The 25,421-nt window shown below is 70.0% G+C and carries 27 protein-coding genes and 1 pseudogene; 15 read left to right on the top strand and 13 right to left on the bottom strand.

The annotated features are described in order from the left end of the window. Positions 1 to 21 precede the first annotated feature (21 nt). The 5 genes and pseudogenes from E1267_RS02910 to E1267_RS02890 form a co-directional block, all read right to left on the bottom strand. Positions 22 to 345, bottom strand: a pseudogene (locus E1267_RS02910) (heat shock protein transcriptional repressor HspR); the annotation flags it as partial. Positions 346 to 348: 3 nt separating this feature from the next. Continuing rightward, entirely contained in the window at positions 349 to 1,530 is a 1,182-nt protein-coding gene (gene dnaJ / locus E1267_RS02905) for a molecular chaperone DnaJ (RefSeq protein ID WP_132329414.1), read from the bottom strand. 21 nt (positions 1,531 to 1,551) lie between these two features. Continuing rightward, on the bottom strand, positions 1,552 to 2,142 hold the full coding sequence (gene grpE / locus E1267_RS02900) for a nucleotide exchange factor GrpE (protein WP_132329411.1): 591 nt from the start codon (positions 2,140 to 2,142) through the stop codon (positions 1,552 to 1,554). Next, positions 2,142 to 4,013, bottom strand: coding sequence for a molecular chaperone DnaK (gene dnaK, locus E1267_RS02895; protein ID WP_132329408.1), 1,872 nt, complete (start codon positions 4,011 to 4,013; stop codon positions 2,142 to 2,144). Before dnaK ends, grpE begins: the two co-directional genes overlap by 1 nt. Before the next feature lie 232 nt (positions 4,014 to 4,245). After that, on the bottom strand, positions 4,246 to 4,704 hold the full coding sequence (locus E1267_RS02890) for a hypothetical protein (RefSeq protein ID WP_246063374.1): 459 nt from the start codon (positions 4,702 to 4,704) through the stop codon (positions 4,246 to 4,248). Between the two features lie 58 nt (positions 4,705 to 4,762). Here E1267_RS02890 and E1267_RS02885 point away from each other — a divergent pair, with 58 nt between their 5' ends. After that, positions 4,763 to 5,644 (top strand): proline dehydrogenase family protein, encoded by an 882-nt coding sequence (locus tag E1267_RS02885; RefSeq protein WP_132329405.1) that lies wholly within the window; start codon positions 4,763 to 4,765, stop codon positions 5,642 to 5,644. A gap of 44 nt (positions 5,645 to 5,688) precedes the next feature. Next, positions 5,689 to 6,483, top strand: coding sequence for a pyrroline-5-carboxylate reductase (proC, locus tag E1267_RS02880; protein WP_132329402.1), 795 nt, complete (start codon positions 5,689 to 5,691; stop codon positions 6,481 to 6,483). 4 nt (positions 6,484 to 6,487) lie between these two features. Here proC and E1267_RS02875 read toward each other — a convergent pair whose 3' ends face one another. The 4 genes from E1267_RS02875 to E1267_RS02860 form a co-directional block, all read right to left on the bottom strand. After that, complete coding sequence (locus E1267_RS02875) at positions 6,488 to 7,216, bottom strand: ABC transporter permease (RefSeq protein WP_132329399.1); 729 nt, start codon at positions 7,214 to 7,216, stop codon at positions 6,488 to 6,490. After that, positions 7,213 to 8,103, bottom strand: coding sequence for an ATP-binding cassette domain-containing protein (locus E1267_RS02870; protein ID WP_132329396.1), 891 nt, complete (start codon positions 8,101 to 8,103; stop codon positions 7,213 to 7,215). Before E1267_RS02870 ends, E1267_RS02875 begins: the two co-directional genes overlap by 4 nt. Before the next feature lie 79 nt (positions 8,104 to 8,182). Next, positions 8,183 to 8,863: a response regulator gene (locus E1267_RS02865; protein WP_132329393.1), complete on the bottom strand. Its 681-nt coding sequence runs from the start codon at positions 8,861 to 8,863 to the stop codon at positions 8,183 to 8,185. Next, on the bottom strand, positions 8,860 to 9,999 hold the full coding sequence (locus E1267_RS02860) for a sensor histidine kinase (protein ID WP_132329390.1): 1,140 nt from the start codon (positions 9,997 to 9,999) through the stop codon (positions 8,860 to 8,862). The genes E1267_RS02865 and E1267_RS02860 overlap by 4 nt, the downstream gene beginning before the upstream one ends. A 123-nt stretch (positions 10,000 to 10,122) precedes the next feature. Between E1267_RS02860 and E1267_RS02855 the strand changes: the two genes are divergently transcribed. The 6 genes from E1267_RS02855 (at position 10,123) to E1267_RS02830 (ending at position 14,799) form a co-directional block, all read left to right on the top strand. Continuing rightward, the gene (locus tag E1267_RS02855; RefSeq protein WP_246063372.1) at positions 10,123 to 11,286 is read left to right on the top strand and encodes an acetoin utilization protein AcuC; all 1,164 of its coding nucleotides are present in this window, start codon (positions 10,123 to 10,125) and stop codon (positions 11,284 to 11,286) included. Between the two features lie 14 nt (positions 11,287 to 11,300). After that, positions 11,301 to 12,089, top strand: a complete 789-nt coding sequence (locus tag E1267_RS02850) for a phosphatase (RefSeq protein ID WP_132329387.1) — start codon at positions 11,301 to 11,303, stop codon at positions 12,087 to 12,089. Positions 12,090 to 12,395: 306 nt separating this feature from the next. After that, positions 12,396 to 12,599: a helix-turn-helix domain-containing protein gene (locus E1267_RS02845; protein WP_026214222.1), complete on the top strand. Its 204-nt coding sequence runs from the start codon at positions 12,396 to 12,398 to the stop codon at positions 12,597 to 12,599. Between the two features lie 185 nt (positions 12,600 to 12,784). Continuing rightward, positions 12,785 to 12,883: a 30S ribosomal protein bS22 gene (locus E1267_RS02840; protein WP_018654693.1), complete on the top strand. Its 99-nt coding sequence runs from the start codon at positions 12,785 to 12,787 to the stop codon at positions 12,881 to 12,883. 24 nt (positions 12,884 to 12,907) lie between these two features. Then, positions 12,908 to 13,903: an NAD-dependent epimerase/dehydratase family protein gene (locus tag E1267_RS02835; protein WP_132329384.1), complete on the top strand. Its 996-nt coding sequence runs from the start codon at positions 12,908 to 12,910 to the stop codon at positions 13,901 to 13,903. Beyond that, positions 13,900 to 14,799, top strand: a complete 900-nt coding sequence (locus tag E1267_RS02830; protein WP_425465063.1) for a lysophospholipid acyltransferase family protein — start codon at positions 13,900 to 13,902, stop codon at positions 14,797 to 14,799. The genes E1267_RS02835 and E1267_RS02830 overlap by 4 nt, the downstream gene beginning before the upstream one ends. Before the next feature lie 64 nt (positions 14,800 to 14,863). Here E1267_RS02830 and E1267_RS02825 read toward each other — a convergent pair whose 3' ends face one another. From E1267_RS02825 to E1267_RS02815, 3 genes are read right to left on the bottom strand one after another with little or no spacing between them, the layout of a single operon-like run. Beyond that, on the bottom strand, positions 14,864 to 15,739 hold the full coding sequence (locus tag E1267_RS02825) for an HAD family hydrolase (protein WP_132329378.1): 876 nt from the start codon (positions 15,737 to 15,739) through the stop codon (positions 14,864 to 14,866). An 18-nt stretch (positions 15,740 to 15,757) separates the two neighbouring features. Continuing rightward, positions 15,758 to 16,405, bottom strand: coding sequence for a DUF5667 domain-containing protein (locus tag E1267_RS02820; protein WP_132329375.1), 648 nt, complete (start codon positions 16,403 to 16,405; stop codon positions 15,758 to 15,760). Between the two features lie 59 nt (positions 16,406 to 16,464). Then, complete coding sequence (locus tag E1267_RS02815; RefSeq protein ID WP_132329372.1) at positions 16,465 to 17,103, bottom strand: sigma-70 family RNA polymerase sigma factor; 639 nt, start codon at positions 17,101 to 17,103, stop codon at positions 16,465 to 16,467. A gap of 239 nt (positions 17,104 to 17,342) precedes the next feature. Between E1267_RS02815 and E1267_RS02810 the strand changes: the two genes are divergently transcribed. After that, positions 17,343 to 18,821, top strand: a complete 1,479-nt coding sequence (locus E1267_RS02810; RefSeq protein ID WP_132329369.1) for an antibiotic biosynthesis monooxygenase — start codon at positions 17,343 to 17,345, stop codon at positions 18,819 to 18,821. On the opposite strand, the gene E1267_RS02805 is transcribed toward E1267_RS02810, so the two are convergent. Beyond that, positions 18,818 to 19,054 (bottom strand): glutaredoxin family protein, encoded by a 237-nt coding sequence (locus tag E1267_RS02805; RefSeq protein ID WP_132329366.1) that lies wholly within the window; start codon positions 19,052 to 19,054, stop codon positions 18,818 to 18,820. The two genes, E1267_RS02810 and E1267_RS02805, sit on opposite strands and share 4 nt — an antisense overlap. A gap of 138 nt (positions 19,055 to 19,192) precedes the next feature. Here E1267_RS02805 and E1267_RS02800 point away from each other — a divergent pair, with 138 nt between their 5' ends. From E1267_RS02800 to E1267_RS02775, 6 genes are all read left to right on the top strand, one after another. Then, positions 19,193 to 19,870: a redox-sensing transcriptional repressor Rex gene (locus E1267_RS02800; RefSeq protein WP_132329363.1), complete on the top strand. Its 678-nt coding sequence runs from the start codon at positions 19,193 to 19,195 to the stop codon at positions 19,868 to 19,870. Then, positions 19,867 to 21,123 (top strand): glutamyl-tRNA reductase, encoded by a 1,257-nt coding sequence (locus E1267_RS02795; RefSeq protein ID WP_132329360.1) that lies wholly within the window; start codon positions 19,867 to 19,869, stop codon positions 21,121 to 21,123. Before E1267_RS02800 ends, E1267_RS02795 begins: the two co-directional genes overlap by 4 nt. Further along, positions 21,120 to 22,040, top strand: coding sequence for a hydroxymethylbilane synthase (hemC, locus tag E1267_RS02790; protein ID WP_132329357.1), 921 nt, complete (start codon positions 21,120 to 21,122; stop codon positions 22,038 to 22,040). The genes E1267_RS02795 and hemC overlap by 4 nt, the downstream gene beginning before the upstream one ends. Before the next feature lie 35 nt (positions 22,041 to 22,075). Further along, a complete protein-coding gene (locus tag E1267_RS02785) occupies positions 22,076 to 23,590 on the top strand; it encodes a bifunctional uroporphyrinogen-III C-methyltransferase/uroporphyrinogen-III synthase (protein WP_132329354.1) in 1,515 nt (504 codons plus the stop codon). Next, complete coding sequence (gene hemB, locus E1267_RS02780) at positions 23,587 to 24,594, top strand: porphobilinogen synthase (protein WP_132329351.1); 1,008 nt, start codon at positions 23,587 to 23,589, stop codon at positions 24,592 to 24,594. Before E1267_RS02785 ends, hemB begins: the two co-directional genes overlap by 4 nt. Before the next feature lie 178 nt (positions 24,595 to 24,772). After that, positions 24,773 to 25,402, top strand: coding sequence for a bifunctional DNA primase/polymerase (locus E1267_RS02775; RefSeq protein WP_132329348.1), 630 nt, complete (start codon positions 24,773 to 24,775; stop codon positions 25,400 to 25,402). Positions 25,403 to 25,421 lie beyond the last annotated feature (19 nt).

The raw sequence follows: 25,421 nt of genomic DNA, 5'->3' as shown, positions 1-25,421 counted from the left end.
CCCCGGTGGCAGCTCGTAGCGGATCAGCGCTCGGACCATCCGCATCTCGGCACGCAGGCGGTGAACCTCCTCCCGCAGCCGCAGTGCTTCGTTCTCGAGCTCGAGAATCCGCTTGATGCCCGCGAGGTTGATGCCCTCCTCCTGGGAGAGCCGCTGCACCTCGCGGAGCTGGATGATGTCGCGTGTCGAGTAGAGGCGGCCGCGCCCCGCGGTGCGGCCGGGGCTGACCAGCCCCAGCCGGTCGTACTGGCGCAGGGTCTGGGGGTGCAGCCCCGACAGCTGCGCGGCCACCGAGATCACATAGACGGGTGTGTCATCTGACAGGTCGAAATAGTTGGCGTCCATCGGCTACTCGCTTCTGGCTCGCTGAATGAGCTCAGCGCGTGGGTCCTCGCCGGCGTTCGCGGTGCTGAACTCGGTGAGGAGCTCGCGCGACTTGTCGTCGAGCGTGTTCGGCACCACCACTTCGACCGTCGCGAGCAGGTCGCCCTTGGTGCCGTCTTTGCGGGTGACGCCCCTGCCCCGCACGCGGAACGTGCGGCTGTTGGGCGTGCCCGCGGGGATGCGCAGCGTCACCGGCATGCCCTTGAGGGTGGGCACCTTGATCTCGGCGCCCAGAGCGGCCTCCGTGAACGTCACCGGCACGGTGATCGTCAGGTTGTCGCCCGACCTGCCGAACACGGCATGCGGTTTGACGTGCGCCAAGATGTAGAGGTCGCCGGCGGGGCCGCCGTTCTCGCCCGGGCCTCCCTTGCCCTTGAGCTTGACCCGCTGGCCGTCGGCCACCCCTGCGGGGATGCGGGCCTGGATGGTGCGGGTGCTCTTGGCCCGGCCGCTGCCCTCGCACACGGGGCAGGGGTCGTCCACGATCAGCCCGCGGCCCTTGCAGTCGCGGCAGGGCTCGGAGAAGGCGAAGTTGCCCAGGTTGCGACTGGCCGCCCCGGTGCCCTCACAGGTGGGACAGACCCTCGGCGTCGTGCCCGCCCTCGCGCCCGTGCCGGTGCACGCGCCGCAGGCGGCCGAACTCGTGAGCCTGAGCGACACCGTGGTGCCCTCGGCCGCTTCGGTGAACGTCAGCGTCACCTCGGACTCCACGTCCTGGCCGCGCCGCGGCCTGGACGTGGTCGAGGTGCGGGTGGAGCCGCCCCGGTTGAACAGCCCGCCGAACAAGTCGCCGAGCCGGTCACCCGCGCCTCCGCCCGAACCCGGCTGCGCCGTGCCGCCGAACAGGTCGCCGAAGTCGAACGGGAACCCGCCACCACCGCCGCCGGGTCGCTGGCCCCCCACCCCGGACCCGAACAGCGTGCGCGCCTCGTCGTATTCCTTGCGGCGCTTGCTGTCGGACAGGACGTCGTAAGCCTCGGAGATCTCCTTGAACTTGGTCTCCTTGGTCGCGTCGCCCTTGTTGGTGTCGGGGTGGTATTGCCTGGCCAGCTTCCGGTAGGCCTTCTTGATCTCTTCGGCGGTGGCGGTCTTGGGCACACCAAGGACGGCGTAGTAGTCCTTCTCCAAGTAGTCCTTGGTGCTCATCTACGGCCCTTCGTCCTAGTGTCAGTTGTCGTCGTCATCGGACGCAGGAGGGGCGTCCTCGGGTTCGGCGACGGCCACCCGCGCCGGGCGCAGCACCCTGTCACCCATCCGGTATCCGAGCTGCAGCACCTCGATGGCGGTCGGCTCGGTCACCTCGGTGGAGTAGCTGTGCATCAGCGCCTCGTGGACCGTCGGGTCGAACGGGTCGCCCTTCTGTCCGAACGGGCTGAGCCCCAGCTTGGTGAGCGCCGCTTCCAGGGCCTCCGCCACCTTCGCGAAACCTCCGGTCAGCTCACCGTGCTCACGGGCTCTTCCGATGTCGTCGAGCACGGGCAGGAGCTCCGTCAGCGCCCCGGCGACCGCCTGCTCACGGACCACCACGCGGTCGCGTTCGACGCGCCTGCGGTAGTTGGTGTATTCGGCCTGCAGCCGCTGCAGGTCGGCGGTCCGCTCGGCGAGCTGGGCCGCCAGCTCGCCGTTCTGCGCCTCCGGCGCCTCGGCGGGCGCCTCCTGCTCGGCGGCCGGGGCGTCGCGCACCTGGCCCGTCTCGGGATCGATCTTCCGGTTGTCGCGGATCACTGGCTCCTCGTGCCCGTTTTCACGCGGCGGCATCACTGGTCCTTCTTCGGCTGGTCTTCGTCGACGATCTCGGCTTCGACCACGTCGTCATCGGCCTTCTGGCCCTCCTGGCCGGACGTGGCGTCCTGCGGGCCGCCCTCGCCGGCCTGCTGGCCCTGGCTCTGGGCGTAGATCGCCGAACCCATCTTCTGGCTGACGGTGGCGAGCTTCTCCGCCGAGGTGCGGATGACGTCGGTGTCGGTGCCCTCCAGAGCCTTCTTCAGCTCGGTCAGGGCGTCGTTGACCTCGGTCTTGACGTCGGCGGGAACCTTGTCGTCGTTCTCGCGGAGGAACTTCTCCGTCTGGTAGGCGAGCCCGTCGGCGTTGTTGCGGACCTCGGCCTCCTCGCGGCGCTTCTTGTCCTCCTCGGCGTACGACTCGGCCTCGCGCATCATCCGCTCGATGTCGTCCTTCGGCAGCGCGGAGCCGCCGGTGATCGTCATCGTCTGTTCCTTGCCCGTTCCCAGGTCCTTGGCGGAGACGTTGACGATGCCGTTGGCGTCGATGTCGAAGGTGACCTCGATCTGCGGGATGCCGCGCGGCGCCGGCGCGATGCCGGTCAGCTCGAACGTGGCCAGCTTCTTGTTGTAGGAGGCGATCTCGCGCTCGCCCTGGTAGACCTGGATCTGCACCGACGGCTGGTTGTCCTCGGCCGTGGTGAAGACCTCGGAGCGCTTGGTGGGGATCGTCGTGTTGCGCTCGATGATCTTCGTGAAGATGCCGCCCTTGGTCTCGATGCCCAGCGACAGCGGGGTCACGTCGAGCAGCAGGACGTCCTTGACCTCGCCCTTGAGCACACCGGCCTGCAGGGCGGCGCCGATGGCGACGACCTCGTCCGGGTTGACGCCCTTGTTGGGCTCCTTGCCGCCGGTCAGCTCCTTCACCAGTTCGGACACGGCGGGCATGCGGGTCGAGCCGCCGACGAGCACCACGTGGGCGATGTCGGCGACCTTGATGCCGGCGTCCTTGATGACCTGGTTGAACGGGCCCTTGGCGCGATCGAGCAGGTCGGCCGTCATCCGCTGGAACTCCGCGCGCGTCAGCTTCTCGTCGAGGTGCAGCGGGCCCTCGGCCGAGGCCGTGATGTAGGGCAGGTTGATGTTGGTCTCGGACTGGCTGGACAGCTCGATCTTGGCCTTCTCCGCCGCCTCGCGCAGGCGCTGCAGGGCCATCTTGTCCTTGGCCAGGTCGACGCCGTGGGCGTTCTGGAAGCGCTTGACGAGCTCGTCGACGACGCGCTGGTCCCAGTCGTCGCCACCGAGGTGGTTGTCACCGGAGGTGGCCTTGACCTCGACGAAGCCGTGGCCGTCCTCCTGGCCGACGTCGAGCAGCGACACGTCGAAGGTGCCGCCACCGAGGTCGAAGACCAGGATGGTCTGGTCCTGCTCCTTGTCGAGCCCGTAGGCGAGGGCCGCGGCGGTCGGCTCGTTGATGATGCGGAGCACGTTGAGGCCCGCGATCGTGCCGGCCTCCTTGGTGGCCTGCCGCTGGGCGTCGTTGAAGTAGGCCGGGACGGTGATCACGGCGTCGGCGATCTTCTCGCCGAGATAGGCCTCGGCGTCCTGCTTGAGCTTCTGCAGGACGAAGGCGCTGATCTGCTGCGGCGAGAACTTCTTCCCGTCGATCTCCTGGGACCAGGTGGTGCCCATCTCCCGCTTGACCGACCGGATCGTCCGGTCCACGTTGGTGACCGCCTGGCGCTTGGCGACCTCGCCGACCAGGACCTCGCCGTTCTTTGCGAAGGCGACCACGGACGGCGTGGTCCGCGAGCCCTGCGCGTTGGCGATGACGGTGGGCTCACCGCCCTCGAGGATCGAGACGACAGAGTTGGTCGTCCCAAGGTCGATACCTACCGCACGTGCCATGAGTGAGTCCTCGTAGTCAAAGTTGAGTCTGTCAGACTCAAGCTAACGGATATGTGTCTTCTTTGGCAAACGACTTGAGCCTACTCGACTCAACCCTCATGAGCGCCGATACATTCCCGCAATAAGGGCCCACATCACGCGCAACGGTGCAGAAGGGCCAGGGGTTCCGCGCACAGCGAACCCCCGGCATCGTGGGTGCGTTGCCGGGGGTCCGCGGGCCGGAAGGCGGTCGTTACGGCTTGGCGCCGTCCACGACCTTGCGCTTGCCGAGGGGCTTCTTCAGCTTGACCGTGGTGGTCTTCTCGATTGCGATCATGATGCAGGAGACGTTCTCGGCCTTGGGCGACGTGCCCTCGTACAGGGTGACCGTGACGCGCTTGGACGTCTCCTTGACCTTGACGCGGTCCAGCACCGTGCAGGGCTCCACCCCCGACTGCCACGTCAGCTGGAGCTTCTTGCCCTTGGAGACCGGCTTGGCCTTGGTCCAGCGGGCCTTGTGCACGTTGATGGCGTTGCCTGTCGGCTTGACCTGCTTGGGCGCCTTCGAGGGCGCCTTGCTGGGCGTGGTGCCGACCGGGTTGGACACGACGGGCGGCTTGTCCTGGCTGGGGGAAGAGGCACGCTCGGCAGGCTGGGCCGTGCCGCAACTCGTCGCCAGCATCAGACATCCGGCCAGAAGGGTCGCTGTCATTGTCCGCATACCCCTACGACGGATCCCGCCAGTCGCCGGTTCACCCTAGTGTGGTCCTGTGCTCCGTCAGGCATTGCTCGCTGTCTCCAAGAGCCGGCGCGCCGAGCGCGTCATCACCACGTCGCCGCTGACCGCGGACGTGGTCAGGCGCTATGTCGCCGACGACGTCGGCGCCGCCGTCGACAGGCTGTCCCGCAAGGGCCTGCGCGTCTCCGTCGACCACCTCGGCGAGGAGGTGACCGGCCGCTCGCAGGCCGAGAGCACCGTGACCGCATACCTGTCGCTGCTCCGCCTGCTGCCTCCGGGCGCCGACGTCTCGGTCAAGCTTACGGCGCTCGGGCTGAGGCTGTCGGAGGAGCTCGCGTTCGACCACGCCGCGGCCATCTGCAGGGCCGCCGCGGCCAGGGACGTCACCGTGACGCTCGACGCGGAGGAGCACGACACGATCGCCAAACTGCACGCCGTGCACGTCGCGCTGCGCAAGGAGCACCCGGACGTCGGCGTCGTGGTGCAGGCCTACCTGCCCGACTCGCTCGACCGCTGCGAGCAGCTCGGCGACGCCAGGGTGCGGCTGTGCAAGGGCGCCTACACCGCTCCCGGCGCCTACTCCTCGACCGCCGACGTCGACCGCTCGTTCGTACGCTGCCTGAAGGTGCTGATGGCCGGCGCCGGCCATCCGATGGTCGCCACCCACGACCCCAGACTCGTGCGCATCGCCTCGACGCTCGCCGTGCTCGACGGGCGCGACCCGACCGGCTTCGAATATCAGATGCTCTACGGCGTGCGCCCCGACGAGCAGGCCCGCCTGGCGGCACTCGGATTCACGGTGCGCGTCTACGTCCCCTACGGCGCCGACTGGTATCCCTACCTCATGCGCCGCCTGGCGGAGCGCCCCCGCAACCTGGCCTTCTTCCTGCGCTCCCTGCTCTCACGGGGCTAGCCCGCCGGTAAGCTGCATCAGCGTCTATTCCTCGAGGGGCGGAAATGATCGCGATTCTGGGCACGGGCAAGATGGGCGAGGCGCTGCTGTCCGGGCTGCTGCGCGCCGGCTTCAAGCCCGGCGACATCATGGTGACCACGCGCAGGGCCGAGCGGGCGCAGGCACTGCGCGAGTCCTACGGCGTGCGCACCGTCCCCAACGTCGAGGCGGCCAAGGCGGCCGACACGCTGATCCTGGCCGTCAAGCCCCAGGACATGGCCACGCTGCTGGCCGAGATCGCCCCCTGCGTGCCCGCCGACCGCCTGGTGATCACCGCCGCGGCCGGCATCACGACGTCGTTCGTGGAGCAGCGGCTCGGCGTGGACGTGCCGGTGGTCCGGGTGATGTCCAACACGCCGATCAGGTTCGACGAGGCGATGAGCGTCATCTCGGCGGGCGCGCACGCGGGCGAGGAGCACCTCAGGCTCGCCGAGGCGCTGCTCAGCCCCGTCGGCAAGGTGCTGCGCATCCCCGAGTCGCAGCAGGACGCCGCCACCGCGCTCTCCGGCAGCGGCCCCGCCTACTTCTTCTACCTCGTCGAGGCCATGGTCGACGCGGGCATCCTGCTCGGCATGCCGCGGGCGGCCGCGCTCGACATGGTCACCCAGTCCATCGTCGGCGCCGCCGTGATGTTGCGCGACTCCGGCGAGCACCCGGTGATCCTGCGCGAGGCCGTCACCTCTCCCGGCGGCACCACGATCGCGGCCATAGCAGAGCTGGAGCGCCACAGCGTGCGGGCCGCGTTCCTGGCCGCCATCGAGGCGGCCCGCGACCGCGGCCGCGAGCTCGCCTCCGGCTGACCGCTCACGCGTCGCGCCGCCGCAGCAACACGGCGCCGGCGACCAGGGCCACGGCGATCCAGGCCATGTAGACGCCGAAGCCGCTCCACGCGCCGAGGTGCTCGTTGCCGTGGCCCGTCACGACGAGCATGCCCGCGTTCGTGGTGAAGTGCGCGGCCACGACATCGCCCCACTGCCCGGGAAGCTGGTTCGTCACAGGGGGGACCACCAGGATCAGCGCGATGACCGACACCACGGCGCCGGGTGTGTGCCGGATCAGCGTGCCGAGCCCGAGCCCGAACAGGCCGCACGCGGTCAGGTAGAGAGCCGAGCCCAGAGCGACCTGGACGGCGGCGCCCGCGTCGAACGTCGCCGGCCGGGAGATCGCCAGGCCGATGGCGAGCGTGCAGGCCAACGCGAGCGTGCAGACCACCATCGAGGTCACGGCGAACACCACGACCTTGCCGGTCAGCAGGGAGAGGCGCCTCGGCACGGCCATGAGCGAGACGCGGATGGCCCCCGTACGGTACTCGCTGGAGATCACCAGGACACCGAGCGCGGCCATGGGCAGCGAGGCGAGCATCACGCCGCCCAGGCTCAGCGAGATCGCCTGCGCCCCGTCTACCGGATCGTCGGCCGTGCCGTTGAGCAGGGCGGACATGCCCAGCAGCAACAGCACCGCGATGGCCAGCGTCCACACCGTGGAGCGCACCGAGCGGATCTTGGTCCATTCGGACCTGAGGATGTCGATCATGAGGTGAACTCCAGGCTGTCCTTGGTCAGTTCCATGTACGCCGCCTCCAGCGACGGCTGCACGGACGTCAGCTCCTCCAGCGGGATCCCGGCCCGCGCGGTGAGCGTGCCGATCTCGACCGGGCTCATCGCGGTCACCCGGAGGTGGTCGTGGTGGAGCTCGCCCACCTTGATCAGCTCGGCGACCTCGGCCAACCGGGGCGAGCGCACCCGTACGTACCCCTGCGAACTGCGCCCGATGAACTCCCGCACGCTCGTGTCGGCGATCAGCGTGCCCCTGCCGATCACGATCAGGTGGTCGGCGGTCTGCGCCATCTCGCTCATCAGGTGGCTGGAGACGAACACCGTGCGGCCCTCGGCCGCCAGTCCGCGCATGAACGTGCGGATCCACAGGATGCCGTCGGGGTCGAGCCCGTTGACCGGCTCGTCGAACAGCAGGATCTCCGGGTCGCCGAGCAGCGCGGCGGCGATGCCCAGGCGCTGCGACATGCCCAAGGAGAACCCGCCGATCCGGCGCCGCGCCACCTCGCGCAGGCCCACGGTCTCCAGCACCTCGTCCACGCGGCCGTTCGGGATGCCGTTGCTCTGGGCAATGGCCAGCAGGTGGTTGCGCGCGCTGCGCCCGCCGTGCACGGCCTTGGCGTCCAGCAGCGCGCCCACCTTGCGCAGCGGGTGTGTCAGCTCGGCGTACGGCAGCCCGTCCACGAGCGCCGAGCCGCCGGACGGCCGGTCGAGCCCCAGGACCATCCGCATGGTCGTGGATTTGCCGGCGCCGTTGGGCCCGAGAAAGCCGGTCACCCGGCCGGGCTCGACGTCGAACGACAGGTCCGACACGGCGACCGTGCCGCCGTAGCGTTTGCTCAGGTTCGTTGCCCGTATCGCGGTCATGATCCCAGCGTGCCGTCGCCCGCGATCGTGCACCTCCTGCGCGGAACCGATTCCCGCGCGGGCGTCTGGGAGCCTGGTCCTACTCTCCCGGTTGGACGAGCCCCGCCTCGTAGGCGACGATCACGGCCTGCGCCCGGTCCCTGACGCCGACCTTGGCGAAGAGGTTCGTCACGTGGTTCTTGACGGTCGAGGAAGAGACGGACAGGGCCGCGGCGATCTCGGCGTTCGAGCGGCCGCGGGCGATCAGCACGAGGATCTCGCGTTCGCGTTCGGTCAGGCCGGCGACCTCGGCCTGCACCGGCTCCCGGCGCCGCGGGGGATCCGCGTCCCGGCCGTCGGCGGCGCGTACGAACGTGCCGATCAGCCTGGTGAGCAGGCGCGGCGCGACGGCGGACTCGCCGCGGTGCACCACGCGCACGCCCTCGATCAGCTCCTCGGGGGAGACGTCCTTGGGCAGGAACCCGCCGGCCCCCGCCCTGAGCGCCGCGAGCACGTTCTCGTCCAGGTCGAACGTGCTCAGCGCGAGCACCCGGACCTCCGGCAGCTCCGCGGTGATCAGCTCGGTCGCGCCGACTCCGTCGAGGCCGGGCATGTGCAGGTCCATCAGCACCACGTCGGGGCGCAGCCGCCGGCACAGGTCCACCGCCCGAGCGCCGTCGCCGGCCTCGCCGACCACGCCCATGTCCGGCTGGGCGTCGAGCATCAGCTTGAAGCCCATGCGCACCAGCTCGTGGTCGTCGGCCAGCAGCACTTTGATCACGGTGTCTCCAGGGGGATGCGGGCGTGCACGCGGAAGCCTCCCTGCGGGGCGCGGGGCCCCGTGGAGAGCCGGCCGCCGCACAACGCCACCCGTTCGGCCATGCCCCCGAGCCCGAACCCGGGCGTCTCGGACCCCTTGGCGCTGCCGTCGTCGAGCACCTCGACCTCCACGGCGTCCGGCTCGTACGCGAGCCGCACACTCGCCCGCGCGCCCGGCGCGTGCTTGCGCGTGTTGGTCAGCGCCTCCTGCACGATCCGGTAGACCGCGTGGTCCACGACGGCGGGCAGCGAAACGGGCTCGCCGGTCACGGTCAGGTGCGCGGGCAGCCCCGCCGAGCTGGCCTGCTTGATCAGCGTGGGCAGTCGGTCGGCGCCCACCCCCGTGGCGGCGTCCGGCCCTTCGTGGCCGTCGGCCCTGAGCACGTCGAGCAGGCGGCGCATCTCGGACATCGCCTGGCGGGCGGTCTGCTCGGCGCTCTCCAGGGCGTTCCTGGTGACCTCCTGCTCGGCCGGGAGCGTGGCCCTGGCGCCGCCGACCAGGGCGTTGATCACCGTGATGTGGTGGGCGACCACGTCGTGCAGTTCCCTGGCGATGCGCCGCCGCTCGGCGCTGACCGCGGCGTCGGCGGCTTCGCGCCTGCCGCGTTCGTGCAGCTCGCTCCTGAGCCGGACGATCTGACCGATCCCGACGGGCACGCCGACGTTGAACAGGGCCATCACCCAGCCGCCGGTGACCTGGTCCAGCTCAAGCACCGTCGCGTAGGCGGCGAACGCGCCCGCCGCGGCGATCGCGGTCGTGCGGCCGGCGGTGTAGCGGCCCAGGCTGTAGTAGGCGACGAGCGTGGGGACGTTGCTGGACGGCGTGACGTCCGTCGTCACGCCGACCACGTCGATCGCGGCGACCAGCGCGGTGACCAGAACCGGTCGGTGACGCCGCATGAGCAGGACCGCGACGGCGGCCAGGTAGGGCAGTGCGGTCAGGACCTGCGCGGTGTTCCCCACGGTGTTCCCCACGGCGAGCATGACGGGAACCAGAAGGAGCCCGGGAAGGCCGAGCACGAGCACCAGCGTCCGGTCGAAGACCTTGGGACGCCGGAAGAAGTGGATGAGCCGGAGTAAGGATCGCGCTGGGCGCACGCTAAGACACTAAGTCACGATTCGGAGAGGCCGCGGGGAGATGTCCACCGGATGAACCCGGGCTACAACGCGATGTCTGCGCTGCGGTAACGTCGGCGGCAGAGGGCGATCGCGGAGGGGTGCATGAGCCAGTCGACACGGGTGATCTGGGACGACGCGCTCACCTCCTACGACTTCGGGCCCGGTCACCCGCTCGCCCCCGTGCGGGTGGAGCTGACCATGGCGCTCGCCCGCGAGCTCGGCGTGCTCGACAAGGTGGAGCCGACCGGCTGCGTGCCCGCCACCGACGACGAGCTGGCCATGGTCCACGAGCGCCACTACATCGAGGCGGTCAGGCGCGTGTCCGCCGACGGCCGGCCCGACTTCGACGCCGGGCTCGGCACCACCGACAACCCGGCGTTCAAGGGAGTGCACGACGCCTCCGCGCTGATCGCCGGCGCCTCGCTGGCCGCCGCCCGCTCGGTCTGGGAGGGCTCGGCCGAGCACGCCGTCAACATCGCGGGCGGGCTGCATCACGCGATGCCCGCCATGGCCAGCGGGTTCTGCGTCTACAACGATCCGGCGCTGGCCATCGCGTGGCTGCTGCGCCAGGGCGCGAGCCGCATCGCGTACGTCGACGTGGACGTGCACCACGGCGACGGCGTGCAGGCGGTGTTCTACGACGACCCCAGGGTTCTGACGATCAGCCTGCACGAGAGCCCGCGCACGCTCTTCCCCGGCACCGGGTTCCCCGGCGAGACCGGCGCCGACGGTACGGCCGTCAACGTGGCGTTGCCCGCCGGCTGCGGCGACTCGGGCTGGCTGCGGGCCTTCGACGCGGTGGTGCCGCCGCTGCTGCACGAGTTCGGGCCGGAGATCCTGGTGACGCAGCACGGCTGCGACAGTCACGCGCTCGACCCGCTGGCCAACCTCATGCTGAGCGTCGACGGCCAGCGCACCGCCTACGCCGCACTGCACCGCCTGGCCCATGAGACGGCGGGCGGGCGGTGGATCGCGACGGGCGGCGGCGGTTACGAGCTGGTGCAGGTGGTGCCGCGGGCGTGGACGCACCTCATCGCGGAGATCGCGGGCCATCCGATCGATCCGGCCACGCCGACGGGCGACGATTGGCGCGCGTTCGTACGCCGGCGCACCGGCGAGACGGCGCCGCTGACCATGACAGACGGTCGTCATCCGGAATTCAACGACCTTTCCGGTGGTTATGACCCATCTGACCCAATTGACCGCGCGATCATGGCGACCAGGAACGCGGTCTTCCCCCTGCACGGGCTCGACCCCCTGCCCTGACGAGGAAGAAAGCAGTGCTGAGCCGCGACGAACTCCGAGAGCACCTTGTCCGCAGCCGCATCGCCGGCGATGTCGCGACCTCCCGCGAGAACAACCTCGACCACTACAGTTCCCTGGCCAACGGCGATCCCTACTACATGCTGGGGCTGACGTTCGACCAGCCGTGGCCCTACCGCGACATCCTGGCGCTGATGGCGAAGTCCGCCGGTGTGGTGTCCGACCCGTCGCACCGCTGGGGCCAGGACACCATCGACCCCGACCTGACGATCGACGCGCTCGACGCCATGGCCGAGCGCGTCGCCCACGTGTTGTCGCGGCCCGACCCCGCCGTGTTGTTCGCCACCGGGCATCCGACCGGCCTGCTCGCCGTCCACCTGCCGCTGGCCAGGCTCTGCGTGGAGCGCGGCGCGCGGCTGCTGACCCCAGGAGAGGGCTGGACGTACACGGGGTCGGGGTTCGCCCGGCCGCGGCAGATCCGCTATCTGCAGGGCGTCGCGATGCTCGACGACAAGGGCGGGTTCGTGCACACCCACGACGCCGACCCGATGCGCCACATGCTCTCCGAGCTGCGCGGCGAGCTGCCCGACCTGGTTATCGCCGACCACGGCTGGGCAGGAGCGGCGGGAGAGGCAGGTGCGCCCACAGTGGGATTCGCCGACAGCAATGACCCGGGGTTGTTCGTCGGTGAGGCTGAAGGGAAGATTGACGTGGTTGTGCCACTTGACGACAATGTGCTGCCGCGGCATTACACTCCGCTGACCGAGCGGCTCGTCACTCTGGTCTCACGAGCCCTTCGCGTCTAATTCGGTCATCCGCATACCGTCTTTTCGCGCCTGCATTCCAAGAGGCTCGCCGTCCCTTTGCCAACTTTTGGCAGAGCTCCGGCGACTCTTATGTGTGGCAACTTGGACAGTTCCAACGTCCGGGTGAGGTGCTCGACCCGGCGGCTGGCCAGCGACTTTGCTGGTTCGGCTGACAGGTGGCTCCGTCGACTGAGAAAATAGGGGGTTTGCGCACTCGGAGTCCCGACTTACGCTGACGGCAGTACACGTGCGTGAGCAATGGCACCAGTGGGGATAACCCGTAAACACGTGCGGAAGAGGCGTCCGATGGGTGCAGGCGAAAGACCTCTCAGTGAGGTGAAGTTCCTGACCGTGGCTGAAGTGGCGACGGTCATGAGGGTGTCCAAGATGACGGTGTACCGGCTCGTCCACTCTGGCGAGCTGCCGGCCATCAGAGTCGGCCGGTCGTTCAGGGTGCCTGAGCAGGCGGTACACGACTATCTGCGGGAGGCCTACATCGAGGCAGGTTAGCGTAGCGACGTGGCCGACCACGCGGACGACCATGTCGTGAGTGCTGTCGCGGGAGAGGCCCGGTCGCCTGAGACGCGACCGGGTGCTCACCCCCCAATGGGCGATCTACCGCCGATCGCCGGTAGTCTGTGAGCCGGTGTGCGCTCGCACTCCGTTCAAGACTTTAGTCACGACCTGGGGGTCCCGTGGGCTCTGTGATCAAGAAGCGCCGTAAGCGGATGGCGAAGAAGAAGCACCGCAAGCTGCTCAAGAAGACGCGCATCCAGCGGCGCAACAAGAAGTAATCCCGACGCAGCTGCGAGGCGCTGATGACCCACACCGTGCTCGTCACCGGGGTCTCGCGCCACATCGGCGCCCGGGTGGCCAGCGTTCTGTCTGCCGACCCGGACATCAGCCGCGTCATCGGAGTGGACACCGTGCCGCCTCCCTCGCTCACGCGAGACGGCGGCGTCTCGCTCGGACGTACGGAGTTCGTCCGGGTGGATCTGCGCAGCCCCGACATCGCCCAGGTGATCGCGGCCGCGGACATCGGCACCGTTGTGCACATGAGCCTCGTCAGCGCTCCGTCCAGGAGCGGCGGCAGGGCCGCCATGAAAGAGCACAACGTCATCGGCACCATGCAATTGCTCGGTGCCTGCCAGCGGTCGGCGACCGTGCGGCGCGTGGTGGTCCGCTCCACCACCGCCGTCTACGGCTCGTCGCCGCGCGATCCGGCGGTGTTCACCGAGGACCTGGAGCCGCACGACGGCCCCAGTCACGGCTATGCCAAAGACGCGGTCGAGGTCGAGGGCTACGTGCGGGGTTTCGCGCGGCGCCGTCCTGACGTGACGGTGTCGCTGCTGCGCTTCGCCAACTTCATGGGTCCCGGCGTCGACTCGCCGTTGACGCGCTACTTCACCCAGCCGGTGTTGCCGACCGTGCTCGGCTTCGACCCCCGGCTGCAGTTCGTGCACGAGGACGACGCGGTCGAGGTGCTGAGGCGGATGGCGACCGAGGATCACCCCGGCACGTACAACGTGGCCGGGGTGGGCGTGTTGCTTCTGTCGCAGTGCGCCAGGAGGGCGGGGCGGCCGTCGTTGCCGCTGCCCGCGCCCGCCTTCAAGACGCTGGGCAGCGCCGCGCGCGGGCTCGGGCTGGTCGAATACTCGCCCGAGCAGCTCAGGCTGATGAGCCACGGCCGGGCGGTCGACACCTCCAGGCTGGCGGACGAGCTCGGATGGCGGCCCAAGTTCACGACCGCGGCGGCCTTCGACGACTTCTTGCGCTCGCGCCGGCTGCATCCGGTCGGAGGTGTGCGGCATTGAGCGTTCCCGACGAGGACGCCCGCGTCATCCCCATCAGCGCGGCACCGTCCTACACCGACGAGCCCGAGTCCCTGGCGAGGCTGCTGGCGTTCGTGCGCAGGCGCATCACCGGCGACTACGAGGTCGACGAGTTCGGCTACGACGCCGAGTTGACGGACAAGGTCGTCCTTGAGCTGATCAGGCCCCTCTACCACCACTGGTTCAGGGTCGAGACGGCCGAGCTGAAGAACATCCCCGAGGAGGGCGGCGCGCTCGTCGTCGCCAATCACTCCGGCACGCTGCCGGTCGACGCGCTGATGTTGCAGGTCGCCCTGCACGACGAGGCGGGCAGGGCACTGCGGCTGCTCGGCGCCGACCTGGTCTACCAGCTGCCGCTGCTCAGCCATCTGTCCCGCAAGACCGGCCACACGCTGGCCTGCCGCGAGGACGCCGACCGGCTGCTGCGCAAGGGCGAGCTCGTCGGCGTGTTCCCCGAGGGGTTCAAGGGCGTCGGCAAGCCGTTCTCCGAACGTTACAAACTGCAGCGCTTCGGGCGCGGCGGCTTCGTGGCCTCGGCCATCCGCGCCGGGGTGCCCATCGTGCCCACCGCGATCGTCGGGGCCGAGGAGATCTATCCCAAGCTCGGCGACCTGAAGTTCCTGGCCCGGCTGCTCGGCCTCCCCTACCTGCCGATCACGCCGTTCTTCCCGCTGCTCGGGCCGCTCGGCCTGGTGCCGCTGCCGTCGAAGTGGATGATCGAGTTCGGTGAGCCGATCCGCACCGACGACTACGACCCGTCGGCCGCCGACGACCCCATGCTGGTGTTCAACCTCACCGACCACGTACGCGAGGTCATTCAGCAGCTGCTCAACGAGCTGCGGCTGCGCCGCGGGCACGCCTTCCCGCCCTTCCTGTGAATCCTTCTCCGGCGGTGCGACCGGAGCGGCGGCGCCGGCAGGCTCGGCGCAGCGGTGGCGGGCCTCAGCCCTGCGCGCGGTAGTGCCTGCGCAGGGCGATGCCTGCGGCGATGCCGCCCGCCACGGCCCCCACGCCGGCGGCGATGGGCAGCGCCGTCAGCGTGGCCTTGCGGCCGGTCCTGAAGTCCCTGATCGGCCAGTCGTGTTTCTTGGCGTATTCGCGCAGCTCGCTGTCGGGGTTGATCGCCACGGCGTGCCCCACCAGCGACAACATCGGCAGGTCGTTGGCCGAGTCGCTGTAGGCCGTGCACTCGGTCAGGTCGAGCCCTTCTCTGCGGGCCAGCGCCCTGACCGCCTCGGCCTTGGCGGGGCCGTGGAGCAGGTCGCCGACCAGCCGGCCGGTGTAGACGCCGTTGCTGGACTCGGCGACCGTGCCGAGCGCGCCCGTCAGCCCGAGCCGCTGGGCGATGACCCTGGCCAGCTCGACGGGGGTGGCGGTGACCAGCCAGACCCGCTGGCCCGCGTCGAGGTGGCTCTGCGCGAGCGCCCGCGTGCCGCCCCAGATGCGGTCGGCCATGACCTCGTCGTAGATCTCCTCGCCGAGGCGTACGACGTCGTCGACCTTGGCCCCGGCGACGAACGCGAGCGCGGTCTCCCTGGCCACCGCGATGTGCTCGGGGTTTTCGTTGCCGCGCAGCCGGAACACCGCCTGCCCCACCGCGAACTTGAACAGGTCGGACGTGGTGAACATGCCCCGGGTGGCCAGCCCGCGCGCGAAATGATAGATCGAGGCGCCGCGCATCATCGTGTTGTCGACGTCGAAGAAGGCAGCCGACTGGAGGTCGCGCTCGACCGGCGCGACGGTGACCGCCGCCTGTGCCGCGGCCTCGCCGGCGGCCTGGGGCTCCGTTCCGTGTCGTCGTCGCAATAGCCGCCACATGCGCTTCAGCTTATCGACCTACCCGGGGGCGACCAGACCTTCGATGTAGTCGAGGTAGCCCTCGGCCTGGGCCAGCTGGTCGCGCCTGAGCTGCCGCAACATGGGACCGACGACCTCCTTCTGGTGGCGGGCGAATTTTTTGATCTTAGGGGAGCGTGGCTCGGCCCGCCGCAGCCTGCTGACGCCGGCGCGCGTGGACTCCTCCATGTCCTTCAGCGTCTTGCCGACCAGCGGGCCGCCGTCGGAGGAGCCGAGGAGGCTGACGACCTCTTCCGCGCGGGTCTTGGCCGAGCGGAGCTCGCGTTCGGCGCGTGCGGCGTCGTTGGTGCTGAGCCCGACGAGAGCGCTCTCAGCGGCGCGCTTGAGCGGGTAGAGGGAGTCGCCGGGCACCGCCTGGTAGGTGACGAAGGACGCGGCCATCATGGCCGCCGAAAGCCCGAACGCGGCCAGCTGCGACAGCAGTGGTCCGCGGCGCGCGGGACGGCGGTGCGCGTGCCTGAAGCGTGCCGGCTCGTCGGGCGGGAACTCGGCGGAGACGCGCCCGCTGACCAGGTCGGCGCGCAGCCGCTCGCGGAAGACGGGATCGGGGGCGCCGCCGAGCGGCAGCCTGTGCAGCTCCGTCAGATGTTCGAGCACGCGCTCCCGCCGCTCGCGTGCCCTGCTCATGTCGGCTCCCTTACGGATCCTGCTGTGACATCTGCCTAACGAGGTGCCGATGGTGGAGGTTACGCCAGGTCGTGTTTGAGGGACCTGGCCAGCGCCCGGATGGCCCTGAACTGCAGTGCCTTGATCGCCCCGCTCTTCTTGCCCATGATCAGCGCGGTCTCCGCGAGCGACAGCCCGTGCAGGAAGCGCAGGACCACGCACTCTTGCTGTTCGGGGTTGAGCTCGCGGACGGCACGCAGCACCCGGTCGTGGATGATGGCCGTGACCACGGCGTTCTCCGGGATGTGCGACCCGTCGAGCGGGACGTCGATCACCTCTCCCGTCGGCACCTCCAGCCGGTAGCGGCCGGACTTGAAGTGGTCGGTCACCAGGTTCCGCGCGATGGTCACGAGCCAGGCGCCGAAGTCGCGGCCCTGCCAGGTGAAGTCGGCGATCCTGCGCAGCGCGCGCAGGAAGGTCTCGCTGGTCAGGTCCTCGGCGAGGGGGTGGGAGCCCACCCGGAAATAGATGTAGCGGTAGACGAGATCCACGTAGCGGTCGTAGAGCGTGCCAAAGGACTCCGTGCAGCCGTTCTTGGCATGAAGCACCAGCGTACGTATGTCTTCGGGCACTTCTTCGCGCACGGCGAGCTCGCCCGTCGGGGCAGGCGCGGCGCCCGCTGGCGCAAGCAGCCCGGTGAACGGCGACGAGTCAGGCATCCGGTATCCCTGGGGGTAAGGGGTGCGGCTGCTCGAACACTCTAGAAATCAACCGGAAATTCCACAATCCACAGCATGCTGGCATGACTAGGCGTAATCGGAAGATACCGTGTTACCGCGAATCCCCGCCGCCTGCGGCGCGCACCTCGCTGCCCTCGGTCCCCGAAGGTGGCCCGAGCAGGCACGTTTCGTCTACGGCTACCGGCTGGGAGGCATAGTCCGGCAGCATTGGAGTCACCATGGAGATCCTCGTTGCTGTCATAGCCCTTGCCGGTGCGCTCCTGGCCGCGATCGCGGCGGGCGCCCTGATCCAACGCCTGCGGGACGAGCCGGACGGCTGGCTGATCGCCTGGACCGTCGCGGTGGCGGCGCTCGCGCTGTCCCTGGGCGTGATCGCCATCGGCTCCTTTTTCGGATTCGGCAGCGTCACGTTCCGGATCTACCAGGTGACGGGATCGTTGCTGGCCCCGCTCTGGCTGTCGGTCGGCCTGGTGCAACTGCTGGCGGAGAAGGTGCCGCCGAGGTTCCTCGCGTGGCTGCTCGGCATCGCGCTCACCGTCGTCTCCGTCGCGATCATGATGTTCGACCCGCTCAGGGTCGAGGCGATGAGCGAGGAGCTGCCGTCGGCCGCGGCCGTCTGGGCGATCATCCCCAGCTACCTGCTGACCGGCGTGCACATCATCGACGCGCTGGTGATGCTGGCGATGCTCGTGGTAGCCGGCCTCAAATGGCGCAACGGCGACGAGTACGACACCGACAACCTGCACGCCTCGGCGGTCATCGTCCCGTCGGGGCTGGCCCTCGTGGGCGCGATGCGGTTCCCGGTGCCCCCGGTGTTCACCACGGCGCTGCTCGCGGTCGCCGCGGCGGCCGTCTGGTACACCGCGCTGCGGCCTCTGGCGCCGTACGACGACGATGAGGACGATTTCGGTCCCGAGCACGACGAGCGCCCGCCACGCGCTGACGATCGCTCTCAGCGCCGCGAGGAGCGGGCGCAGCACCGCGAGCAGCGGGGGGCCGTGCCGGCGGTCGCGCCACCGGTCGTCCCGCCGGTCGCTCCGGGTGAGCGGCCGATGTTCCGCGACGAGCAGCCCGCTCCCCGGGGCAGGCCCGAGGGCGTGCCCGCGGCCGATCCGCCGCGCAGGTCGTCGGGGCTGGGTGACCTGGTGGCCGAATATCGTGCCGGCGACCAGGAGGTCGACTACGCCGCCCGGATGGCGCCGCCGCCCGATGACGGGCCCTCGACCGGCTACATCATGAACGGCGGCGCGGCACCCGTGGGCGTGCCGCCCCAGCGGCCCGACTTCGCCATGCCGGGCACGGGCTCGGTCTTCCCCGGCGCCGACGTGTTCACCCCGGCGCAGCAGCAACAGGGCGGCGGCAAACCCTCGCCCAACATCTACGGCCTGCTCACCGTCTTCACGATCATGGACGGCGCGGGCGACGCGTTCGACCGGCTGGCCGAGGCCACCGTCGAGGCCGTACGCCGCGGCGAGCCCGACACGCTCGTCTACGCCTGCCACGCGGTCAAGTCGGCGCCGCTGCAGCGCATCGTCTACGAGCTCTACCGGGACGAGGTCGCCTACCGTGACCACCAGCGCCAGCCGCACGTCGAGAGGTTCATCAACGAGCGTCAGACGATGGTGCTGGCCACCAATGTCATCGAGCTCAACGTCAACGCGGCCAAGGTGGTGCCGCTGCCGACGGTGATGTTCTAGGCGTTCAGCGCGGCGCGCAGCCGGGCCTCGTCGACCCGCCAGAAATCGTGCTGCACGCCATCGATCAGGGTGACTGGGATCATTTCCCAGTATTTCTCCTTGAGCTCCTCGGAGGAGTCGATGCTGACCTCCTCCCACGGCACGCCGAGCTCGCCGGCCACTCTGGCGATGACCTCGCGCGCGTCGTCACACAGGTGACAGCCGGGCTTGCCGAGCAAGGTGATGCGATGCATGAGGCCAACGGTATGCGAGACGTCCGCCACTTCGTCCCCGCGACTTTGTGCATTGGTTCACAAAGGGATTAACCTGAAAGACGGTTCGATTCCGTTCACCGCGGTCCCCAAGCCGCCTGTTCCCTGGAGCTCCGGCACGTGAAGAGCCCGTCCCAACCCCGTGACCGCGGCATACCCGAGGCGACGGTCGCCAGGCTTCCGTTGTACCTGCGGGCGCTGCACGGGATGGCCGAGCGGGGCATCGCGACCGTCAGCTCCGAGGATCTGGCCGGGGCCGCCGGGGTCAACTCCGCCAAGCTCCGCAAGGATCTGTCACATCTCGGTTCGTACGGCACTCGTGGCGTAGGCTATGAAGTCGAATACCTCGTCTACCAGATCTCGCGCGAGCTCGGCCTGACGCAAGACTGGGCGGTCGCCATCGTGGGGGTCGGCAACCTCGGGCGTGCGTTGGCCAACTACGGCGGCTTCGTCTCCAGGGGTTTCCGGGTCGCGGCGCTCCTCGACGCCGACCCCGAAGTCGTGGGCGACACCATCGCGGGATTGAATGTGGAGCACATCGACGAACTGGAAGCCGTGATCGCCGGGCGTGGAGTTTCGATCGTGGTTCTGGCGACACCGGCGGCGGCGGCGCAGAAGGTGTGTGATCGCGTGATAGCCGTGGGGGTGACCAGCATCCTGAACTTCGCCCCAGTTGTGCTTTCGGTCCCGGATGGCGTCGATGTCCGTAAAGTCGACCTATCAATCGAACTGCAGATTCTCGCGTTCCACGAGCAACGCAAGGCTGGGGGGCCACTCATGGCGGTGGACGGTCAATGAGTGTTCTGTCTATCGGACTCAGCCACCGGACCGCGCCGGTGGCCCTGCTGGAGCGTGTCTCGGTGACGGGTGACGCGCTCGCCAAGCTCCTGCACGACGTGCAGGACGATCCCTGCGTGGCGGAGGCCATGGTCGTCTCGACCTGCAACCGGGTCGAGGTCTACGTCACGGTCGACCGCTTCCACGCCGCCGTCACCGCCGTCAGCCGCCTGCTGGGCGTGCACTCGGGCGTCCCCGTCGAGGAGCTCACGCCCCACCTCTACGTGCACTACGAGGAGCGGGCCGTCGAACACCTGTTCTCCATGGTGTGCGGCCTCGACTCCATGGTCGTCGGCGAGGGCCAGATCCTCGGACAGGTCCGCCGCTCGCTCCAGCTGGCCCAGCGCCGCGGCACCGTCGGCGCCACCCTCAACGAGCTGGTCCAGCAGGCGCTGCGGGTCGGCAAGCGAGCCCACCACGAGACCGGCATCGACCAGGCGGGCGCCTCCCTCGTCACCGCGGGCCTCGCCCTCGCCGGCGACGTGGCCGGGCGGCGGGCGCTGGTGGTCGGCGCGGGCTCCATGAGCTCGCTGGCCGCCACCACGCTGGCGAAGGCAGGGGTCACCGACATCGTCGTGGCCAACCGCACGTACGAGCGCGGCGTCCGGCTGGCCGAGACCGTCGGCGGACGGGCGGTCGAGTTCTCCGCCGTGGCCGGCGAACTGGCCGGCGCCGACATCGTCATCAGCTGCACCGGCGCGGGCCGCCACGTCATAACTCCCGGCATGCTGACCCGGCCGGTCTTCCTGCTCGACCTGGCGCTGCCGCACGACATCGACCCCGCCGTACGCTCCGTGCCCGGCGTCACGCTGGTCGACCTGGAGACGATCAAGGATTCGGGCGTCGGCGCGCGCGAGGGCGACGCCGTCGAGGCCGTACGCGCCCTCGTCGCGGAGGAGCTGAGGGCCTACCTCGACGCCGAGCGGGCCTCCAGGGTCACGCCGACCGTGGTGGCGCTGCGCAGCAAGGCGGCCGGCGTCGTCGAGTCGGAGCTCGGGCGTCTCCTCATGCGGGTTCCCGACCTGGACGAGCGGGCGCGCGACGAGGTGGCCATGACCGTGCAGCGGGTCGTCGACAAGCTGCTCCACGAGCCGACCGTGCGTGTCAAGCGGCTCGCGACCTGCCCGGGAGGCGATCATTATGCCGAAGCGCTGCGCGAACTGTTCGACCTTGATCCGTCGATGCCCGAGGCCGTGAGGGAGGTGGAGCTGTGACATCGCTTCCGTCCACCCTGCGGCTGGGCACCCGCCGCAGTCTGATGGCGACCAAGCAGTCCCAGATGGTCGCCGACGCCTACGTCCAGCGCACCGGCCGCGCGATCGAGCTGGTCGGCATCACGACGTTCGGCGACGTGACCAAGGCGCACCTCGCGCAGCTCGGCGGCACGGGCGTGTTCGTCAGCGCGCTGCGTGACAAGTTGTTCGACGACGAGGTCGACTTCGCCGTGCACTCGCTGAAGGACCTGCCCACCACGCAGGATCCGCGTTTCACGCTGGCCGCGCTGCCGGCCCGCCACGACCACCGCGACGCGCTGGTCGGGCCGCGCAAGTTCGCCGACCTCGCCCCGGGAGCCAGGGTCGGCACCGGTTCGCCCCGCCGGGTCGCCATGCTGAGCGCGTTGCGACCCGACCTCGACTACGTCCCGATCCGCGGCAACGCCGACACGCGCATCGGCAAGGTCGCCTCCGGCGAGCTCGACGCCGTCGTGCTCGCCTCGGCCGGCCTGCGCAGGATCGGCCGCGACGCGGAGATCGCGCAGATCTTCGAGGTCGAGGAGCTGCTGCCCGCACCCGGGCAGGGCGCGCTGGCGGTGGAGTGCCGTGCCGACCGCGCCGACCTGGTCGAATTCCTCGGCGTGCTCGACCACCCGCGCACCCGCTCCGCGGTGACCGCCGAACGCGCGGTGCTCAACGCTCTCGAGGCCGGATGCTCCGCACCGGTGGGTGCGTTCGCGGCCGATGCCGGGCACACTCTGAACCTGACCGCAGTGGTCGTCTCGATCGACGGCCGCGAGGCGGTCCGCAAGTCCGCCGCCGGCCCTCCTTCGGAGGCTGCTAACCTGGGCCGCCTCCTGGCGACCGAGATGATCTCCGCAGGGGCCGACAGATTGATGGGGGAGCAGTCCCATTGAGCTCCGATAGTCCAACCTCCGGTCTCGTCGCTTTCGTGGGCGCGGGTCCCGGCGATCCCAAGCTGCTCACGCTGCGCGCAGCCGAGCTGCTCGGCAAGGCCGGCGTGGTGGTGCTCGACACGGAAGCGCACGGCCCACTGCTGCGGCACTGCCGTGAAGGCGTCGAGGTCGTCGAGGGCGACCTCCAGTCCGCCGTCAGACGAGCCGCGCGGGGGGAGGTCGTGGTCCGCCTCTGTGAGGGCGACCCGACGCTGTTCTCCTCGATCACCGAGGAGGTCGGGGCCTGCGCCGCGGCGGGGGTGGACTTCGAGATCGTTCCCGGCGTGCCGTCCGCGACCGCCGTGCTCGACTACGCGGGCATCCCCGCGGCCAGTGAGGTGCCGGAGTTCCGGGTGGTCGACGCGGCACAGGAGCAGGACTGGCCCGTTCACGCCGCCTGCCGCGGCACCCTCGTGATCTACCACGGCATCGGCGACGCCGTCGCCATCGGCAAGGCGCTCATGGCCGGCGGCAAGCCCGACACCACGCCTGTCGCGGTCACCAGCGGCGGCACCACCACCGAGCAGTACACCGTGGTGTCCTCGCTCGGCCGGCTCCAGGCCGACCTCAAGCACGCCGGGTTCACCGAGCCGGCCCTCATCGTGGTCGGCGACGCCGTGGCGTCGCGCGACAGGCTGTCCTGGTTCGAGACCAAGCCGCTGTTCGGGTGGCGGGTGCTGGTGCCGCGTACGAAGGAGCAGTCCCGCAGTCTGTCGGAGCAGCTCGTCTCGTACGGCGCGGTGCCCGAGGAGGTGCCGACCATCTCGGTCGAGCCGCCGCGCACCCCGCAGCAGATGGACCGCGCCATCAAGGGCCTGGTCACCGGCCGCTACGAGTGGGTGGCCTTCACCAGCGCCAACGCGGTCAAGGCCGTGCGCGAGAAGTTCGAGGAATACGGTCTCGACGCGCGCGCGTTCGCCGGGCTCAAGGTGGCCGCGGTGGGCGACGCGACCGCGCGGGCCCTGGTCGAGTTCGGGGTCAAGCCCGACCTGCTGCCCTCGGGCGAGCAGTCGTCCGAGGGGCTGGTGGCCGAGTGGCCGCCCTACGACTCGATGCTCGACCCGATCAACCGCGTGCTGCTGCCGCGGGCCGACATCTCCACCGACACGCTCGTGGCCGGCCTCACCGAGCTGGGCTGGGAGTGCGACGACGTCACCGCCTACCGCACGGTGCGGGCCGCGCCGCCGCCCGCGCCCATCCGGGAGGCCATCAAGGGCGGCGGCTTCGACGCCGTGCTCTTCACGTCGTCGTCCACCGTGCGCAACCTCGTGGGCATCGCGGGCAAGCCGCACAACGTCACCGTGATCGCGGTCATCGGGCCGCAGACGGCCAAGACAGCCGAGGAGTTCGGGCTCCGCGTCGACGTCATGGCCGGCAAACCGTCCGCATCCGCTCTGGCCACAGCGCTGGCCGAGTTCGGAGCCAAGCAGCGCCAGGCGGCCGTGGCCGCGGGCGACATCCCGCGCAGGCCTTCACAGAACCGCCGGGGCGCCAGGAGGAGAGGCAGATGAGCGCGCGATTCCCCGTCGCACGTCCCCGCCGGCTGCGCGGGAGCTCCGCCCTGCGGCGCATGGTGGCCGGCACGCGGCTGCATCCCGCCGAGCTGATCCTGCCCGCGTTCGTCAAGGAGAGACTCGCCGAGCCGCAGCCCGTGGCCTCGATGCCGGGCGTGATGCAGCACACCCGCGACTCGCTGCGCAAGGCCGCCCACGAGGCGGCGCAGGCCGGGGTGGGCGGGCTGATGCTGTTCGGCATCCCGGCCGTCAAGGACGCGCGCGGTTCGGCCGCCGACGACCCCGACGGCATCCTGCAGGTAGCGCTGCGCGACGTGACCGCCGAGGTCGGCGACTCCGTCGTCGTGATGGCCGACACGTGCCTCGACGAGTTCACCGACCACGGGCACTGCGGCATCCTGACCCCCTCGGGCGACGTGGACAACGACGCCACGCTGGAGCGCTACGCCTCGATCGCGGTCGCCCAGGCGGCGGCCGGGTCGCAGATGGTGGCCCCGAGCGGGATGATGGACGGCCAGGTGGGGGCGATCCGGGCGGCGCTCGACGGCGCCGGCTACGGTGACGTCCCGATCCTGGCCTACACCGCCAAATACGCCTCCGCCTTCTTCGGGCCGTTCCGCGACGCCGCCGAATGCGCGCCGCAGTTCGGTGACCGCAGCACCCATCAGCAGGATCCCGCGGGCCCGCTGGAGGAGGCGCTGCGCGAGCTCCGCCTCGACCTCGCCGAGGGCGCCGACGCGGTCATGGTGAAGCCGGCGATGGCCTACCTCGACGTCATCGCCCGCTTCCGCGACGAGGCCGACGTGCCCGTGGCGGCCTACCAGGTGAGCGGCGAATACGCCATGATCGAGGCCGCCTCCGCCAACGGCTGGCTCGACCGCGACCGGACGATCACGGAGTCGCTGGTGGCGATCAAACGTGCGGGGGCCGACCTCATCCTCACCTACTGGGCCACCGAGGTGGCGCGGCGTCTTAACCGAGGGGTTCCCGTCAACGCGTGAGGCGCGTGCGTTAGAGTGCGACCAGACGAGAAAGCTGTCGCACGGTGGTCGCCACGGCCTCGACCAGGCACGCTGATGAGCAGGTTCTCGTCAGGCAACCAAGTGCCGGTGTGTCCCGCGTGTGCGTACGGCCCGGAGCCGGGACCTCCTCAGGCGCTGGACTCGACGGGAGACACCAATGGTGGGGGTACCACTGGCTCGGCGTACCGGAAAACGGTCGCGTCCGACTCGCATCGAGCTTGTGCTCGACTACGCCGCGATGGGCTGGCCCGTGGTCCCGGGGGCGTTCCCGCTGCGTCAGGGGCCGCGCGCGTGCTCGTGTGACCGCCTCGGCTGTCCCGACCCCGGCGCCCATCCGCTCTCGCCCGCCTGGCATCTGCAGGCCACGACCGATCCGGCGCTGCTCACGCGCTGGTGGCAGGCCGAGCCGGAAGCCAACGTGATTTTGCCCACCGGTCGCGTGTTCGACGTCTTCGACGTGCCGCTCGCGATCGGGCTCTCCGCCCTCACCCGCATCGACAACGCCGACGCGCACTCGGGCCCGGTCGCCGCGAAAGGCGACCGGGTCTTGTTCTACGTGGCCACGCGGGGCAACCCCGAGGACGAGGACGAGTGGTGGTCGTGCCACCTCGACTGCGACCCCGCCACGATCGACGACACGCCTGGGCTGCGCTGGCACTGCCGCGACAGCTACGTCGTCGCGCCGCCGTCCACGCTGCCCGCCGGGCAGCCGGTCTCCTGGCTGCGGGCTCCCGACGGTCTGCCCCTGCCCGACCCGCTGCGCATCCTGGAGTGGCTGGCCGACTGAGGTCATGACCTCTGCCACC

It is taken from the genome of Nonomuraea longispora (assembly GCF_004348345.1).
Lineage (GTDB): Bacteria > Actinomycetota > Actinomycetes > Streptosporangiales > Streptosporangiaceae > Nonomuraea > Nonomuraea longispora.
This window is presented reverse-complemented; position numbering and strand designations above follow the sequence as displayed.